The sequence below is a fragment of the Acetobacterium sp. MES1 genome, from assembly GCF_002237635.1.
In the GTDB taxonomy this organism is placed as follows: domain Bacteria; phylum Bacillota; class Clostridia; order Eubacteriales; family Eubacteriaceae; genus Acetobacterium; species Acetobacterium wieringae.
In genome coordinates this window covers 66,526-82,339 of record NZ_MJUY01000013.1, presented here as the reverse complement: position 1 = coordinate 82,339, position 15,814 = coordinate 66,526, and the positions used below count along the sequence as shown (strand labels likewise).

Sequence of the window (15,814 nt, the reverse complement as noted above, 5' to 3'; positions counted from 1 at the left end):
AAATGCAAACAATATCTCAATTTATAATATATTCTGGGTATAAATTTTTCTATCTACCTTTGCCGTTCTTCTACAAACTCAAAAAATTGATTGACATCCATCAGCCAGGCCTGCTGTTTTGTGTTGAAAGTCTGATGCAGCGGTCTGGGCACTACCAGCTGGACATTATTATAGATCATTTCATCCGTCTGATTCTCACTGATTGCAGCTTCCATGGTAATCAGATGCTTATGTGCAATCCTCTCTGCTTCCGGCAGTACCTGTCGCCAGCGATCCTTACAGGTTGTTTTTGCACCAAGCATGGTTAGTAGATCTGTGCTGAAATCGGGATTATGGTAGGCGTCGATTGATGGAAAAATAAAATCCGGTTTCGAGTTATTCTCCGTTTTTTTTGTCCTATCATATTGTATTCCTCTGTTCTGCAACAGACACTCCACATGGTTTTCCAGTGCACTTCCTGCACGACTCTTACGTCGATTCTGCACTGATAGCGAAAAACTGATAAATGCATCCACATCGTCTTCAAATCCGGTTTTAAGTCGCTCCCTGATCAAATACTTCTCCAGAGTCCGGAAAAGCATTTCTTCACGCTCCATCCAGCTAACAATAAGCTCATCCGGGCTTTCTCCCAGATTCATATTTACTGTAGACCGGGAAAATTCAGAAAATACCCTTGTTTTCGGAAAGGTGCCATTGAACTTTTCAAGGATCAGCTCCAGATACTGTTCGCCATCTTCTTCAATGGTAATGCCTATCTGCTCCAGAATGTATTTTGAAGTGAAATCAAGACGGTTATGTTCCTTATCAAAGTCTGCTCTGACAGAATAGTCCGATTCAGCAGGTTCTTCGAGGCCGAAGAGCCATCTGATCTGATTTTCAATTGTTGAGTCTTTTTCGGTAAAAATTACCAATACATGATCATCAGGTCTTAATGCCAGAAAAAGAGTATCCCCGGTAGAAGCCTGGGAAAATGCCTCAGTAGTCGAATAATACAACCTGTATTCAGAACGTTTCGGATCATTTTCCCTGGCATCATACCAGGTCAAAAAACCCTCCTCAACGTTCGGCCATTCATCAGTATCATTCAAATAGATAAAATGGGCCGGATAAACCTTTCGTGTCGCCCCAAAAATTCTTTTCAGAGCAACAGCCCCATTAAATTCGTGTTGATTACTGGTCGCTTTATCCACTTCCACTGCGCTCAGTTCTTTTTGAGCCACTGCTTTGAAATACTGTGAAAGGTACCCTTTTTTCATTCATTTTCTCCAATCATCAATCTGTTTTAACTCTGAACTATTTATATTAAAATAATGAATCAAATCATTCTATGTTGAATTAATAATAGCATTATGACATCTGATACTCAACACTATTTCAGAAAACATGTTTGATTTTTTCGATATTTCAGACGTTCATCATATTTTTATGGTATTATCAATAATATTACGAACAGTAAGTAAACGGATTTTAATTTACTATTGTTCCTGGAGGTGATTTGTATTTATGGATAAAACAAGCAAAGCCCGTCGTAGTGTAAATATGTCAAAAATCAGATCAAAAGATACTTCTCCAGAAATATTTATTCGTAAAGCTCTGCATCAGCGTAATCTGCGTTTTCGGGTAAACTACAAAGCAATCGCCGGCACCCCGGATCTCTATTTCACCAGGAATCCTACTGCGGTTTTTATCAACGGCTGTTTCTGGCATCGTCACCCAAACTGTCAGGACGCCACAACACCAAAAACGAATTCCGAATTCTGGCAAAAAAAATTTTCGGTCAATATCCAAAGAGATGTACGTACCATTGCCACCCTGAAAGCGACCGGTATCCGCATCCTGATTATCTGGGAATGTACAATAAAAAAAATGATGAAAAGCCAGCCTTTCTGCGACGAAATGCTGGAAGTCATCATTCAATTTATAAAAAGTAATGATTTTGATTATCTGGAAATATGAACTGTTTGAGCGGTTTGACCCGGTTGTCCTCTTTTGAAGCTTTCACCAAAGTAGTCAAACTTCAGCTGGACGTTCCCATTGCGGCCTTCAGGATTTTCAATAAATTCGATCATATTACTGGCAATTTCAGCAACCAACGGCACCACAATCGAATTACCGAATTGCTTGTAGGCCTGTGTATCGGATACCGTAATTTTAAAATCTTCCGGGTATCCCTGCAGTCTGGCGCATTCCCGAGGTGTCAGCCGTCTGGGGTTTTTCCCTTCCTGGTAGATCAGGATTTCCGAGCCATCTTTATAATAACGGGCACTGAGGGTTCGGGTTACCCCGTAACGATCCGGCAGACCAAAGCCAAAACCGTTGCCTTTTTCTTTATGCTTGCGCGAATATTCCTGCAGGTAATTCCACAGTTTATCTGACAATGTATACTTGGCGTCCACTTCTCGTTCCAGAATATCGTTGAGAACCGGCTTTTTCTCCGTCTTATTGAGTCTGCAATCGAAATCTATTTCCTGACCGAACTTCTGTCTGTCAAACCCGACGATATAAACCCGCTCCCGATGCTGAGGGACAAAACCCTGGCCATCCAGTATGTATGGAAAAACCTCGTAATCCAGCTCATCCAGTGTTTTCATGATGATGTCCCAGGTACGTCCCTTGTCGTGACTTTTCAGGTTTTTCACGTTTTCCAGCAGAAACGCTTTAGGCCGTTTTTCATCCAGAATCCGGACCACATCAAAAAATAGCGTGCCCTGGGTTTTATCCTTGAAACCATGATCCCGGCCCAGGCTGTTTTTCTTGGATACCCCGGCAATCGAAAACGGCTGGCAGGGAAAACCGGCCACCAGTATATCATGATCCGGTACTTCTTTTTCATCGACCTGGCGGATATCGCCCACCGGCATTTCCCCGAAATTTTCATAGTATGTTTTCTGGCAATATTTATCCCACTCGCTGGAAAACACGCACTCACCACCGTTTGCTTCAAACGCCAGGCGCATCCCGCCAATACCCGCAAAAAGATCGATGAATGTAAACGCCTTGCCGGTGGCACTTTTTTTGTTACTGAGCATATGCAGCACTGCTTCACGCACGACTCCCTGCACACTGATCTCATATTTTTCTGAGCATTCTTTCAACAAACCATATATTTCATCTTCAAAATGTAGATTTATCTGTTTGGACATGTTTCACCTCTGGGAATAATTTCGTAGTTATTTATTCCCATTATAGCGTTTTACAAATAAAAAGACAAGAGATATAACGAAATCCCAACAGGTACAGCAGATTTATTACAATCTATCTTTAATTTATTTTGACAGGTAAATCAATTTGTTTATAAGTGATCACCAGGTTTTCCCGATTTACAACATATATCGGTCAGTATAAATATATACCACCCCGTCTTTTTCGTAGAAGGCTTTAAAACTATGGTAGAGATCATCGACATCAATTTCCAGTATAATATCGCTTTCGTTATAAAAGACCGCTGCACCGTCATCTTATAGGTTTTGGCCATGGCGTTGTTTTCGAGGTTTATTAAAAATATGTGCTTTCTCTTAAAAAGCGATTATATCGGTGCTGCGTAAAATCGCACCCCCCCATCCGGCAGTGTGATCCGGATGGGGGATGAAATGATCGGCTTGTGATGGCGTTAGCCGGGGCCTGTTATCACAACGGTGGTATCAACCACGCCGTTGGTCATCTTGCAGCGCTTTTATCACGGCCCGGGCGTCGCTGTCACGGCCAGCCGGAATCAGCAGGTGGACCTGATCGTCAAATTCCGCCTTGCCGTAACGCATCCGCTCGGTACTGTGATAGTGAAGCTTCAGGTAGTGCCGATCATTTTCTGAAAGCCACTCCGCCGCCGCCGTCAGGGTATCACGTTGATTAAAAACCGGGCGGACATTGCCCCAGATCAGAAAATGGCGGCCGATTCGGGTTTCACAGGGGGCCGTCAGAATCTGTTGTCGGAGATAAAGGTGATAAAGACCCCGGATGACCCAGGGCAATCCCGCCGGCAGCAACAACCACAGCCATTGCCAGAGCGGCGGTTCGGGAAACTGCTGATGCAGAACCACCACAAAAATACCGCCGATCAGGGCTAGACAGCCAGCCGTAAAAGGTGCCAGCCAGCGGTTTCGCTGGCGCTGCCAGGCCAGCAGATCCCGGGCCACTTGCCGGGCTTCGGCCCGGGAATAAGACCAGCTCACCAGTACCGGGTCGGTTTCCGACCGGCCCAGACGCTGGGCCCGGATCACCAGCACCGGAACCAGCAGCAGCAACAACACCAAAAAGCCCAGCGCCAGCCCCCAGACCAGCTCTGCACCGATCAGCAAGCCGGCAATCAATCCCCCAGCAGCCAGCAGCAACAACACCAGCAACCACCAACGGAAAACCTGTTTAATCATAAAACCTCCTTAAAAACGGGTTGGATCTGTTACTTTCGGGCATCAGTCTCTAAAACTGGTGCGCATGACTTACGCCTTTACCAGTCAGGAACCGGATGGCCGGCGGGCCCATGCCGATTTCAAACGTTCAGCTTCTTTGTCATTATTATAAGTTATTTCCTTTGAAAATGCGATTATATTCTTCTGATAAAAACCAAAAACCCCCATCTGGCAGTGTGAACCAGATCGGGGTTGCGATGAAATGATGAGCTTGTGCTGGTGCTAGCCGGGGGGATCATCCTCCTCCCCCAGTTCGGCCACCACCTGTTTTAGGCGTTTGGGGATCGGGACCCCGAGGACGGCCAGGTTTTCACAAATACTCAGACCCTCGTTAGCGAGGTAGAAGAAGATCATCGCCGAGCGCAATGGCGCCCCAGCCCCACCCAGCAGGGCGGTATCCAGCAGGTGGCCGATGCCGACCACCATAAAGATCAGTACCTTTTTAAGGATACCGAGGAACCCCCGGGCACTGGACAGCCGCAGATGCCAGGCGGCGGCCAGCACCCCGGTCAGATAGTCGAGCACCACAAAGGCGGTCAGGCACAAAAGAAAGCCGTCCCAACCGCCGAGGAACTGACCGAGGAGACCCCCGAGCAGCGCCCAGCTACACCGCCAGATGGACAAAGCCTTCGGCCTCGTAACGGATCGCCAGCAGACCCAGGCTTTCTGCGATGGCGGCCACCGTGGCAATCGCGATGCCCGGGGCGTAACAATCGGCGGCCTGGCCAAACAGGTGCCGGGAGTTGTCGACCCCGCCGACTTCACTATTGCGCCTTTGGCAGCGGACCCCGGAGGTGATGATCACCGGGACGTTCAGGGCGTTGCGCAGGGCTTCGAGCTTTAACAGCAGCTCCAGATTCATTTCCGCCGGAAAACCATCACAATAAGCGCCACCGCAGTCGCAGGCAAATTCCTCCCGGGCAAAATGCGGGGTCGAACCGTCGCTGTCAAAGGAGATACGGCCAAGCGCCTCGGTAAAGAGGCGGTTTTCGGTGAGCACCCCCACCTGGCCATCCGGGTCCAGCCCGGCATCCTGCTGAAAGGCTTTAATCGCCTTGGTTGTTTTGGGCCCAGCCCGGCCGTCAATCGGCCCGGGAGCATAGCCCCGGGCGGCCAGGGCTTCCTGGACTTTTTTTAAAAATGGGTTCATGTGTATTCCTTTCTGGTTTTTATTTTTGGTGATGGTATTTCGGCCATCACCGACAGTTCCGGGCGGTCAATGACCACCCCTACGAGATGATGCATGGTGTTATTATTTAGTGTACAACGCCGTCAATTTCTGGTGTGTAGGGGCGGCATACCCGCCCGGACATCAGCGTGAATTTAAGATCAGCGTTTGCTTTGCTACCGACGTTCCCGGGCGGTCAATGACCGCCCCTACGGGATGATGCATCAGCCAGGTGTTTCGAATCAATACGTCTGCTGGTGTGTAGGGGCGAACCGTGTTCGCCCGGTCACCGAAACCGGTGACCCCTTGTTTTCAGAAGTAAAACCAGTACCGACAATTGTTACATCATGTTGTACGCATCAAGGCGGACACGGCGATAGCCTGTCCGAGCTTGTAGCGAACAACAGATTAACAAGGGTCTGACCCCTTGGTCATTGGTCGGTACGGCTGCCAGCCGAAACCTCTGCCCCCCTCCTAGCTCATGCTAAAGGTGGTGGTATCAGTGACCACCAGTTCGGCCTTGGCCTTGGAGATCAGCTCCATGCCGTCGGGGGCAAAGATGTTTTTGCTAATGATCCCCGTCATCGCGGTGTTGACCGCATCCACTGTCAGTCCCGGCTTGGGATTGGGAATCGACATGGTGGTGGTTTTCAGATCCGACCGTTTAAAGGTCAGTTGCAAGATGGTATTTGCTGCCATTTAGTTCCTCCTTTCTGTTAGATTGAATCATTCAGCTGATGCCAGCCGAACCCCAGTGCCGACAATTGATCGGCATGGCTTGTCGCAAGATGATGCAGTTTAACGCACAAACAGTCGTCGCTTTGTGACGGTTTCGCAAACGATTCTGTAACGTGTAGACGAACAGTCGCTAAACTGTACGTCGTACAGTGTAGGAAGTGTTTCGCGCAAACCGGCAACAAAGCTCACGGATGTTTGTTAATGCGTCGTTCATCATCAGCCTTAAACCGGCGTGATCAGGCTTACTTCCTGCTTAATGACTTCTTCCATCACCGGCTGCTGCAGCCCGGCAATGATCACAGCCACATCATAGATGTCGGCATCGGTGGCGGCGGCTTTGACATCGCCGTAGGTTCGGCTGGTAATTTTTTCCTTGCCATCAACCATGCCGTGGTTGGAGCGGATCTGGAGCTTCTGTTCCAGAAAATCAGTGGTTACTGCCATCTGTGTACCTCCCTTCTGTATTTGTCTTTAGTGTAGCATTAAGCTTAGATGGCTTTAAATGGCGTGTTGCAGATTATATTCAGTGTTTAGTTGCAATCAAAAAAAAGTCCCTATCCAGGAGGCTTGTTGACTTTTCGTTTATTACATCGTTATTGTTATTCTTTTCAATCAGCCTGGCACTGACAATGTTGCCTTCATTAAAAAACTGTTACCATGGTTTTACTTGGGTTAAAACGTATCCACATCGTTCATGTTGAAGTCAGGATGACGGCTATACGTGACTGCTATCCCTTCCCCTCCAAGGATTTTTTACTTGACTTATTTCGTCAAAACGAATAGAATGTATTAAACAGAAAGAGGTGAAATGTGAAATGAATCGGTTTTTAACAGTTTGCGACATCGCTTCAAAATGGGAAGTATCACCCCGAAAAATTCAATTATATTGTAAAGAAGGACGCATTCCTGGCGCCTTTAAGCAAGGTGGCGTCTGGTTTATCCCTTCCCAGGCTACAAGGCCTATTCATTTGAAACCGGGTGTAAAAACAAAGCCCATTGAACCACCACTCCGGGTTTTATCGCTGTTTTCTGGTTGCGGTGGGATGGATCTTGGTTTTGAAGGGGGTTTTTCGGTATTAAATGCAGCGATCAATAAGAAAATTAACCCGGATTGGAATAGCCGCACCATCGATAAGCATTGGTCACGCCTTCAAAAAACTCGTTTTCAGACCGTTTTTGCCAATGATATCCGAGCTGATGCAAAAAGTGCCTGGTTAAACTATTTTAGAAGTAGAGGCACCCCCAGTACAACCTATTATTTAGAAAGCATTGTGGATCTGGTCAAATTGCAAAAGGAAAATAATTTACCTATTTTCCCGTCCAACATCGACGTGATCACCGGTGGTTTCCCGTGTCAGGATTTTTCAGTTGCCGGTAAACGAAAGGGCTTTGATTCGGATAAGTCCCATACCGGAAAAAACAAAAACTTGGATAATCCCTCAATTGAAAACCGCGGCCAACTCTATATCTGGATGCGAGAAGTCATTGCACTTGTTCAACCTCGTGTATTTATTGCCGAAAACGTCAAAGGTCTGACCAATCTCAACGATGTTAAAGAAATTATTGAGCATGATTTCGCAAACGTGTGCGATGGTGGTTATCTGGTTATCCCGGCCCGGGTTTTGAATGCAGCAGAGTTTGGTGTCCCCCAAAACCGGGAGCGGGTGATTTTTTTTGGCTTCAGGAAATCGGCTTTAAAACCGACAGCCTTAGCCGCCTTAACCTGCCCGATCATCCCATCGGAATACGATCCCTATCCGATCCCAACCCATGCGACCTTTCCAACTGCGGATTATAAACCGTTGGTAACAACCCGTCAGGCCCTTGATGGTTTAGCCGAACCTCAACAGTCAAATGACCCTGCCCAACAAAAATATTCAAAAGCAAAATTCATGGGAAAGCACTGTCAGGGACAAATTGAAATAAACCTGGACGGGGTTAGCCCAACGATTCGTTCCGAGCATCACGGCAATATTGAATATCGGCGACTCAGTCAGGAAAATGGCGGCACCCACCATGATGAACTGGCAACCGGCTTACCGGAACGACGCCTGACAATCCGGGAATGTGCCCGCCTCCAGACCTTTCCGGACGATTATGAGTTCATCCTGCCTGCCGTTAAGGGTTTAAAAAATGTGAGTGCATCCGATGCCTATAAACTCATTGGTAATGCCGTTCCGCCGCTGCTTGGTTATCACCTGGCTAAACGGCTGGAAAACAATTGGGATATGTACTTTAAAAAATAAACCAGGAACACTGTTATCGCAGCATGCCTGGTTTATCGATTAGTCGTTGATGATTTCTGCCAGCATTTTTTTTAGATTGCCGTCAGTCTGATTCTCCTTCTGGATTTGAGCGCTTGCCAACCCGATCCAGGTTTCTTGTCGTTGAGAAAAACTGTCAGAAACCGGCACACCCCAATCCGCACTTAAACATTCGGAATCCGCATTTTTTAATTCAGCGATCACTGCAGTTCTGTTTTTATGGAGGGTCTCAAATATACGGGGACGCTTTGGATAAACATGCTTCGATGTTTTCACCGTCGTTTTTCCTCCGGCTGAAAAACTGTCTCGTAAACTGGGATCAATAATACTTTGCTCCGTCGCCAACCAGGTGGTGAAGCGGAAATATTTTTTATTATCACTTGAAAAAAGTTCCGGATAATGGACAAAAGCATAGCCTTTTAAGCTTTCTTTTTCCGGATCGGATAAATCTCTGAAAAATCGGATGGCGGCGGGGGTGCTTTCGGTGAGCCACCAGGCTTTCTGGCCTTCTTTTTTAAAATAGTCGGTGATCAAACCGATTGAATTCTCAGATTCAACCATCGTTTTGTAGGGAATTCCGGATATTTCAAAGAAATTTTTTCCTTCCGGTATATCCATGTCAATTGCATATCTCGGACTATGGGTTACCACAACATTAGCGACACACGCTTCATAATTTTTAGCTCTGAATTGATAATTTCCTTTTGATAACTTGCCAAAAATGATGACTGTTTCAATCAGATCGGGTTCGCTGGTGCTACCCATCACACTGTTGCCATTAATACGCCAGGCCTTTCCGTTACCTGTAGAACTTTTAACTTCAATCCCATATTTACCATTTTTTGAGATTAAGATGATATCGGGGAAACGATGGCTTTTCGGTTTATAATCAATGTCCACCACAAAACCATAATGATTCAAGGCTTTGTGAACCGCATTTTTTACAATGGGTTCAAAGTCCTCTCCACCCTTACAATTGTCAATAGTAGATGATTGTGATTCTTTTTCTAAAATTTTAATCGTCTTTTCGATGGTTTTTCTGAATTCTTCTTTGTTCATTTTGCGCCTCTTTCTCTGAATTTTTGTGATCACAGAATACCGATAACAAGCAGTCATATTTTATCATATCACAAAACAATTTTATATCACGGTTTTATCGCAATCAAGGTTCTGAATTATTTTTTATTCGTTTCGCTAGCCCCAGCCCCCGGGCATGGAGGCGGTAGACCCAGCGCAGATCATAGCCCATGGCGTCGGCAATCTCGGCAAAGGGCTGGTCATTGATATAGCGGCGGGTCAGCAGCTCCTTAATCTGGGGGGTTGGCTGGCTGTCAATGGCGGTGATCAGGGCCTGATAAAGCCCTTCCAGCCGACGGCTGTCCCGGTCAATGGCAGCCCGGAGGGTTTGCAGCCGGGTGCGGCTGCGATGGGCCGGGGCCGGGGTGGCCCGGTAGATCAATGCCAGCTGTTTCTGGGTGTGGGCCAGATACTGGCGGTGGCGCCAGATCCGGGCCTTTAGCTCGGTGATCTCTGCTTTGATGGTTTTGATGGACATGGGAGAGCTCCTTTCTGATGGTTGCGGTGGTGGGGGGTACTGTGAGACCAAGGGGGCGGGCGGTCAATGACCGCCCCGACGAAATGATGCCTGGCTTTGATTGGGTTTGTAGGGGCGAACCGGGTTCGCCTGCACATCGCCGTCAATTTTAAGACTGCCTTTTGCATTGCAACCGACCTTTCCGGGCAGTCACGGACCGCCCCGACGAAATGATGCCTGGCTTTGATTGGGTTTGTAGGGGCGAACCGGGTTCGCCCGAACCACGGCGAAGATTTTACAATCGACGTTAAGTTTCTAACCAAGGGTTCCGGGCGGTCAATGACCGCCCCTACAGGCTGATGCATGCCGTTTTTTTCAGCATTATAAAGCAACTAAAAATCCTTTAACCGCCACTGGGCGGGGGCCGTTATTTTTGGCGGTATCCAACGTTTGGAAGGGGTGGAAGGTGTTTGGGGGTAAAAAAACGCGTGTATATATTTTATTCTCTTTTTTTCTCTAGCGCTGAGTTTGCAAAAAAAGCCTTCCACCCCTTCCAAAGCCTTCGCTAAGCCATTTGTGACCTTCTCAATCCCTTCCAAACCCCTTCTTTTGGGGGTTTTTGAAATAACGATTTCGCTTCTTTGTATCAATTCGTGCATCCCCTTTAAAAATCAGCAAATTCCGTGAGGTCAATACCGCTATACATTGACCGTCTGGTAATATTTTCCTTCGTTTTTTCCACCATCCCACAACTTTCTTTCAACTCCATAAAGAATCGTTTCTGGCTGACCGGCCGCAAGCCCGAGGCCCCGCTGTACTGCTGGTAGGCGTGGTAGAGCTGGGCTGCCGAGACCTGCCGCCCGTCCGCCACCAGGCAGCAATCCGCCACAAAGGAGCGCACCGAGCTGCCCGCCACCCGATAGCTTTCCAGGGCCGTCTCGCTGGCGGCGGAGCTACTGAAGCGATAGCCATTGCGGCTCAGGCGGGTAAGGCCCACCAGGGCCCAGTTGAGAATCCCCGGGGCTTCCCGGCTAAGCTTATCCTTTAAATGGAGATCCCGCTGCGCAGGCGGTTTGGGTGGCCCAAAGGGGATGATCACCAGGCGGCGGTAAAAGGCCTCGCTGCGGTCGCCGAGATTTTTGGGGATGCTGTTGCAGGAAAAGACCAGTCGGGCGGTGGTCTTAAAGCTGTAGGGATCCTTGTTTTTGCGCTGGGCGGTCAGCCAGTCCTCCCCGGTGATGCTCTTAAACAGCGAGCTGTCTTCGATGCTGCGGGAGGGCAGATCGGCAAAGATATTGGCCAGTCGGCCGTCCAGCTCGGCGGTCAGAAAGGTCTCGCCAAGATTCTGCCAGGCAATATTGGCCACATTGGCCGCCCCCAGAAGCAGCTCCTGAATTACCAGAAGCAGGGTCGATTTACCGGCGCCCCCTTCCCCCACCAGCACAAAGGCCTTCTGGGCCCGGGTTTCCGGCACCAGCAGATAGCCGCACAGCTCCTGCACCACCACCTGGCTGGCCGGGTCCAGACAGTCGTTTAAAAATGCGGCAAAAATCGGCGCCGTCGCCTGGGGATCATAGCGCACCGGCAGCTGAATGGTTGAGAGCAGCTGGGGATCATGGGGCCTAAGGGTACCAGTCCCCCGGTCATAGAGGCCGTTTTTTAAATTGATCATGGCTGTGTTTTGATTCAAGTTTTCGGGACTGCGGAGGATTTCCATCGTCCACTGGCCCAGAATGTCGTTGATCTGATACATCCCGACGTCATCGGTGCGCAGGTATTTGCGGATGATATGCTTGATGTGCAGCTCCTCAACTTTTTTATAGACCCCACCCAGATACTGATAATAGCATTGCCGGGAATAAAAAATGTTTTTATGAGCCGCCAGGGCGTTGGCCAACACCCCGGGGATCAGCCGCAACCCGGTTCTGGTTTGGCGATACCAGGGCGGCGGTGGCACCTGACCCAGATCCTGGGGACGCCGGGCCGGACACTGGCCCCGCCGGGGACAGTTAAAGCCCCAGGCCAGAATCGTTTCACAGGTGAAGGCCCCGGTGCCCGAACGACGGTACTGCTCAATTTTGGCTGTCGTGGCGGCGACACTGTAACCGGGATGGGGAGCCGACAGCCGATGGATGGCCGCCTCGCCGCCGGGGATATCGGCCAGATTGGTGATCATCGGATACCACAGCGGTTCCGGCAGGGTGGCGGCCTGCTGCTGACAATACTTTATAAAATCACAGCCCCGCAGCAGCTGCTCCAGATCAAAATCCCCCCGGGGCAGAGAAAGGGTTACCCGGTCTTTATGACCGGCTTTTTTACCCGTTGCGCCCCCCACCCCAAAGCGGGGATCAGCGGGATGAAGTTCACTAAGCACCGCCGCCAGATCGGCTTGAGTGTAGCGCCTCCCGGGTTCAAACAGCAGACAGCAAACCGCCAGTGGCTCAGCCTTATGGTGGTTAAATCCCGGCAGCCGCATCACCCGGCTGGGGTTTGCAATCACCGGGTCACCGCCAAAATGGGCCGCCAGCTGTTTCTGGAGGGGAGTGAAACGGGCCAGGCTGGCAGGGTCGGCGGTGTGATCTATCGCCACTGACTTCGCATTTTTACGGATATCAGTGGCTATTTTCTCGCATTCTTCCCCAAATACATCGCTATATTTATCCATATTTATAATATCAGTGGGTTTATCCCCCACTTCCTCCGTCAGCAGCCAATAGCCGTGCAGGGATTTCCGGGTTCGCACCACAATCGACGGGGCCAGCGGAAAGGCCATCAGGTTGTCCCATTGGCGATCAAGCGGCAGATCGTCGGCTTCGACAAACTGGGCCGCCACCCCGGTGATCTCTACGTCCCGATGGCCGCCGGGGTTCACCACAAAAAAGATCCCCCGCTGTTCGCCATCATTCTCGGCCTTTAGCGCCTGAAGCAGGGTGCCATCTGCCAGTTCCGCCGCCGTCACTGTCTTGTTGCGGCCGCCGCCACGGCCCCCAGCCCCCTCGGCAAAGCTCCTAAGCCCATAGGGCCCGTCATGAAAGGCGGCCAGAAAGGCCGCCACATCAATATCCAGCGGCGTGACCGCCTCCCAGATCGTTGTTTTTTTATTCTTCACACTCTCACGTTTCTCTTTCATCACTTTTCTCCATCTATTCATTCAGCCGGTTTGGTAACCCAACCGGTTCCGGGCGATCACGGATCGCCCCTACAAACTTATGCCGCCGGTTGGTACGGTAAACACCGGCCGGGTACGGCAAAAACTTGATTCAGGGGCCGACATTTATCACATCATGTTGTGACCTAGGGGTCAGACCCTACGCATCGGAGCGGACATGGCAAAGCCTGTCCGATTCCGCAGCGAACAACAGATTAACAATTGGTCGGTACGTCAGGGTGACACAATCCCTTATTCCGCAGCGGCTCCAACCACTAACCCTTAGTCGCCCCGTTAATCCCCGGCTGCCACCCCACCAGCGACCCATAGCGCTGGCCGACGGAAACTTCCACCGCCAGGGGGACATCAAAGCCCGGGAAGGGCATTGCTGTCATGACGTCAGTGATCCAGGCAATGGCCTCGGCCAGCCGGGGGGTCGCTACCTCAAAGACAATCTCATCATGAACAGTCAACAGCGGCTTGATATAGGGCCGGTCTCCCAGTCCCGCCTCCAGATTCACCATCGCCAGTTTTAAAATATCCGCCGCCGTCCCCTGAATCGGGTGGTTCAGGGCGGCCCGCTCATAATGGCTCGAAAGTCCCGGTTCCGGCGCATTGATCCCCGGCAGGGTGCGGCGCCGGCCCAGAGCCGTATCGACGGTTTCATAGTAACAGGCAGCCTGGCGGGTGGCTTCCTGCCAGGGTGTAAGCCCCGGATAAGCCCGCCGGAGATTAAAAATCATCGCTTCACAGGCCAAAAGGCTTAAGCTGACCCCGGCCTTGACCCGCAGAATCTCCTGAAGCCCCCGGGGATAGAGGCCGTAAAAAATCCCAAAGTTGATATTCTTGGCCACCGACCGCCGGGCCTTGTAGTCGGGATGGCTCTTGTCCCCGGCCTCGGCCAGGGTGATGCCATAGACCGCCGCCGTGGTGACGGCATGGATATCGCCACCCTCCCGGTAGACCCGAAGCAGGTTGGCATCCCCGGTAAACCAGGCCCCGATCCGCAGCTCGATCTGGCTGTAATCCACCGCCACCAGCGTGGTGCCCGGCCGGGCTATAAAGAAATCCCGAACCGGAATGCCGTGGGCCGAACCTGCCGGCAGATTCTGACAATTGGGCTGGACCGACGAAAACCGTCCGGTGGCCGTCCCCAGCGGGAACAACTGGGTGTGGATCGCCCCGGTAACCGGATTAATCTGCTCTTCCAGCCCCAGCACATAGGTTTTATAAAGCTTATTAAGCCCCCGGTAGGCTAAAATCGCTTCCAGATAGGCAACCGCCGGCAGCCCCTCTTCCCGGCAATGGCTGATCAGCTGCTTAATGGCATCCTCATCCAAAGCCGCTTTGCCGGTGTCGGTACGTTTTTTAACCGGCAGGCCCAGATCAGAAAAAAGATAGGCCGACAGATCATTGGTGGCGGCATTTTTGCCCACCCGCACCGGTCGAGCTCCACCGTTTTCCAGATCGTTCCGGTAAATCCCCAGGCGCTCCCGACAGACGGCGGATGCCGCTGCAATGGCCGCCGCATCCGCCCGGAAGCCGCTTAATTCCATCCGGGCGGTAAACAGCGCCACCGGACTTTCAATGCCTTTTACCAGGCCTTCATGGGCCGGAATATTGGCCAAAAACCAGTCGTTTAGAAGAAAATACAGACGCCTGGCCAGATCGGCATCACTGCAGGCGTAGTCGATGGTGGGCTGCGCCCGGGGATCAAGATCGGCAAAACTGCCCAGCCCGACCACTTCCACAAAGCGGGGCAGCGAAAGCCCCAACCAATCCTTAGCCAGGGTTTTTAACCCCACATCGGCCAGCCGCCGAAAATGCCCTTCTTCCTTATAGACCAGCTGAGCCGCAGCCATGGTGTCGTAGACCGGCGCCACCATATTAATTCCCCGGGCCAGCAGAAACTTGGCCTCAAAGGCCAGGTTATGGGCAATTTTTATAACCCCGGCGTTTTCAAACACCCGGCGCGCAAGAAAATCAAACATGGCATCGGCATCGGCATTATCAAAATCCCGGTGATGAAGCGGCAGATACACCCCACTACCGGCCGCCACCGCCAGCGACACCCCGACAATCTCCCCCCGATGGGGGTCCAGGGCCGCCCTGGGATCATCCCGCCACGCCGTCTGGGGGGCCGTTTCAAAATCAAAGGCAATGATCACAGCATCCCCTAAATAATCCGCCACTACCGCTACATCTCTTGTCATCCGATAATTAGTTTTCATTTTATTCCTTTCTAATTTGCCGGGAAGTGACCACAGGAAACCTGTTTACAGGGCCCAAAACAAACCTTGATACAGGAGCCGACATTTATCACATCATGTTGTACGCATCGGGGCAGACACGGCGATAGCCTGTCTGATCCCGCAGCGAACAACAGATTGATAAATGGTCGGCTCCGACCACGCACCCCAGCGGGCCCAAGCCCACGCAAAAAAACCGCATGTACACAAACTCCTGGGCCACTTCCCTAAATTTGCGAACATCCGGTATCTTAGTCACTCTGTTAAAACAGGCGCATCTTAACTCAGTATCATTTCACATCAGCAC

General features: G+C 50.5%; 13 protein-coding genes. 2 read left to right on the top strand and 11 right to left on the bottom strand.

Annotated features, from left to right (window positions below):
* Positions 1–53: 53 nt before the first annotated feature.
* Entirely contained in the window at positions 54–1,256 is a 1,203-nt protein-coding gene (locus tag BI182_RS04290) for a type II restriction endonuclease (RefSeq protein WP_070372313.1), read from the bottom strand.
* 247 nt (positions 1,257–1,503) lie between these two features.
* Between BI182_RS04290 and BI182_RS04285 the strand changes: the two genes are divergently transcribed.
* On the top strand, positions 1,504–1,956 hold the full coding sequence (locus tag BI182_RS04285; RefSeq protein WP_286805782.1) for a very short patch repair endonuclease: 453 nt from the start codon (positions 1,504–1,506) through the stop codon (positions 1,954–1,956).
* Here the strand turns inward: BI182_RS04285 and dcm are convergent.
* The 6 genes from dcm to BI182_RS04255 form a co-directional block, all read right to left on the bottom strand.
* Positions 1,941–3,143 (bottom strand): DNA (cytosine-5-)-methyltransferase, encoded by a 1,203-nt coding sequence (dcm, locus tag BI182_RS04280; RefSeq protein WP_070369900.1) that lies wholly within the window; start codon positions 3,141–3,143, stop codon positions 1,941–1,943. The two genes, BI182_RS04285 and dcm, sit on opposite strands and share 16 nt — an antisense overlap.
* A gap of 498 nt (positions 3,144–3,641) precedes the next feature.
* Positions 3,642–4,367: a hypothetical protein gene (locus BI182_RS04275; protein ID WP_286805780.1), complete on the bottom strand. Its 726-nt coding sequence runs from the start codon at positions 4,365–4,367 to the stop codon at positions 3,642–3,644.
* A 261-nt stretch (positions 4,368–4,628) separates the two neighbouring features.
* Entirely contained in the window at positions 4,629–5,030 is a 402-nt protein-coding gene (locus tag BI182_RS04270) for a phage holin family protein (RefSeq protein ID WP_286805778.1), read from the bottom strand.
* A complete protein-coding gene (locus BI182_RS04265; protein WP_286805776.1) occupies positions 5,011–5,556 on the bottom strand; it encodes a D-Ala-D-Ala carboxypeptidase family metallohydrolase in 546 nt (181 codons plus the stop codon). The genes BI182_RS04270 and BI182_RS04265 overlap by 20 nt, the downstream gene beginning before the upstream one ends.
* A 492-nt stretch (positions 5,557–6,048) precedes the next feature.
* Complete coding sequence (locus BI182_RS04260) at positions 6,049–6,273, bottom strand: DUF2922 domain-containing protein (protein WP_286805774.1); 225 nt, start codon at positions 6,271–6,273, stop codon at positions 6,049–6,051.
* 261 nt (positions 6,274–6,534) lie between these two features.
* On the bottom strand, positions 6,535–6,756 hold the full coding sequence (locus BI182_RS04255; RefSeq protein ID WP_286805773.1) for a DUF1659 domain-containing protein: 222 nt from the start codon (positions 6,754–6,756) through the stop codon (positions 6,535–6,537).
* 371 nt (positions 6,757–7,127) lie between these two features.
* Between BI182_RS04255 and BI182_RS04250 the strand changes: the two genes are divergently transcribed.
* Entirely contained in the window at positions 7,128–8,558 is a 1,431-nt protein-coding gene (locus tag BI182_RS04250) for a DNA cytosine methyltransferase (RefSeq protein ID WP_286805771.1), read from the top strand.
* 39 nt (positions 8,559–8,597) lie between these two features.
* Here the strand turns inward: BI182_RS04250 and BI182_RS04245 are convergent, their stop codons facing one another.
* The 4 genes from BI182_RS04245 to BI182_RS04230 form a co-directional block, all read right to left on the bottom strand.
* On the bottom strand, positions 8,598–9,635 hold the full coding sequence (locus tag BI182_RS04245) for a hypothetical protein (protein ID WP_286805769.1): 1,038 nt from the start codon (positions 9,633–9,635) through the stop codon (positions 8,598–8,600).
* A 103-nt stretch (positions 9,636–9,738) separates the two neighbouring features.
* Entirely contained in the window at positions 9,739–10,131 is a 393-nt protein-coding gene (locus BI182_RS04240; protein WP_286805768.1) for a hypothetical protein, read from the bottom strand.
* Positions 10,132–10,774: 643 nt separating this feature from the next.
* Positions 10,775–13,240: a DNA primase family protein gene (locus tag BI182_RS04235; RefSeq protein ID WP_286805767.1), complete on the bottom strand. Its 2,466-nt coding sequence runs from the start codon at positions 13,238–13,240 to the stop codon at positions 10,775–10,777.
* Between the two features lie 293 nt (positions 13,241–13,533).
* The gene (locus tag BI182_RS04230; RefSeq protein ID WP_286805765.1) at positions 13,534–15,489 is read right to left on the bottom strand and encodes a DNA polymerase; all 1,956 of its coding nucleotides are present in this window, start codon (positions 15,487–15,489) and stop codon (positions 13,534–13,536) included.
* Positions 15,490–15,814: the final 325 nt, after the last annotated feature.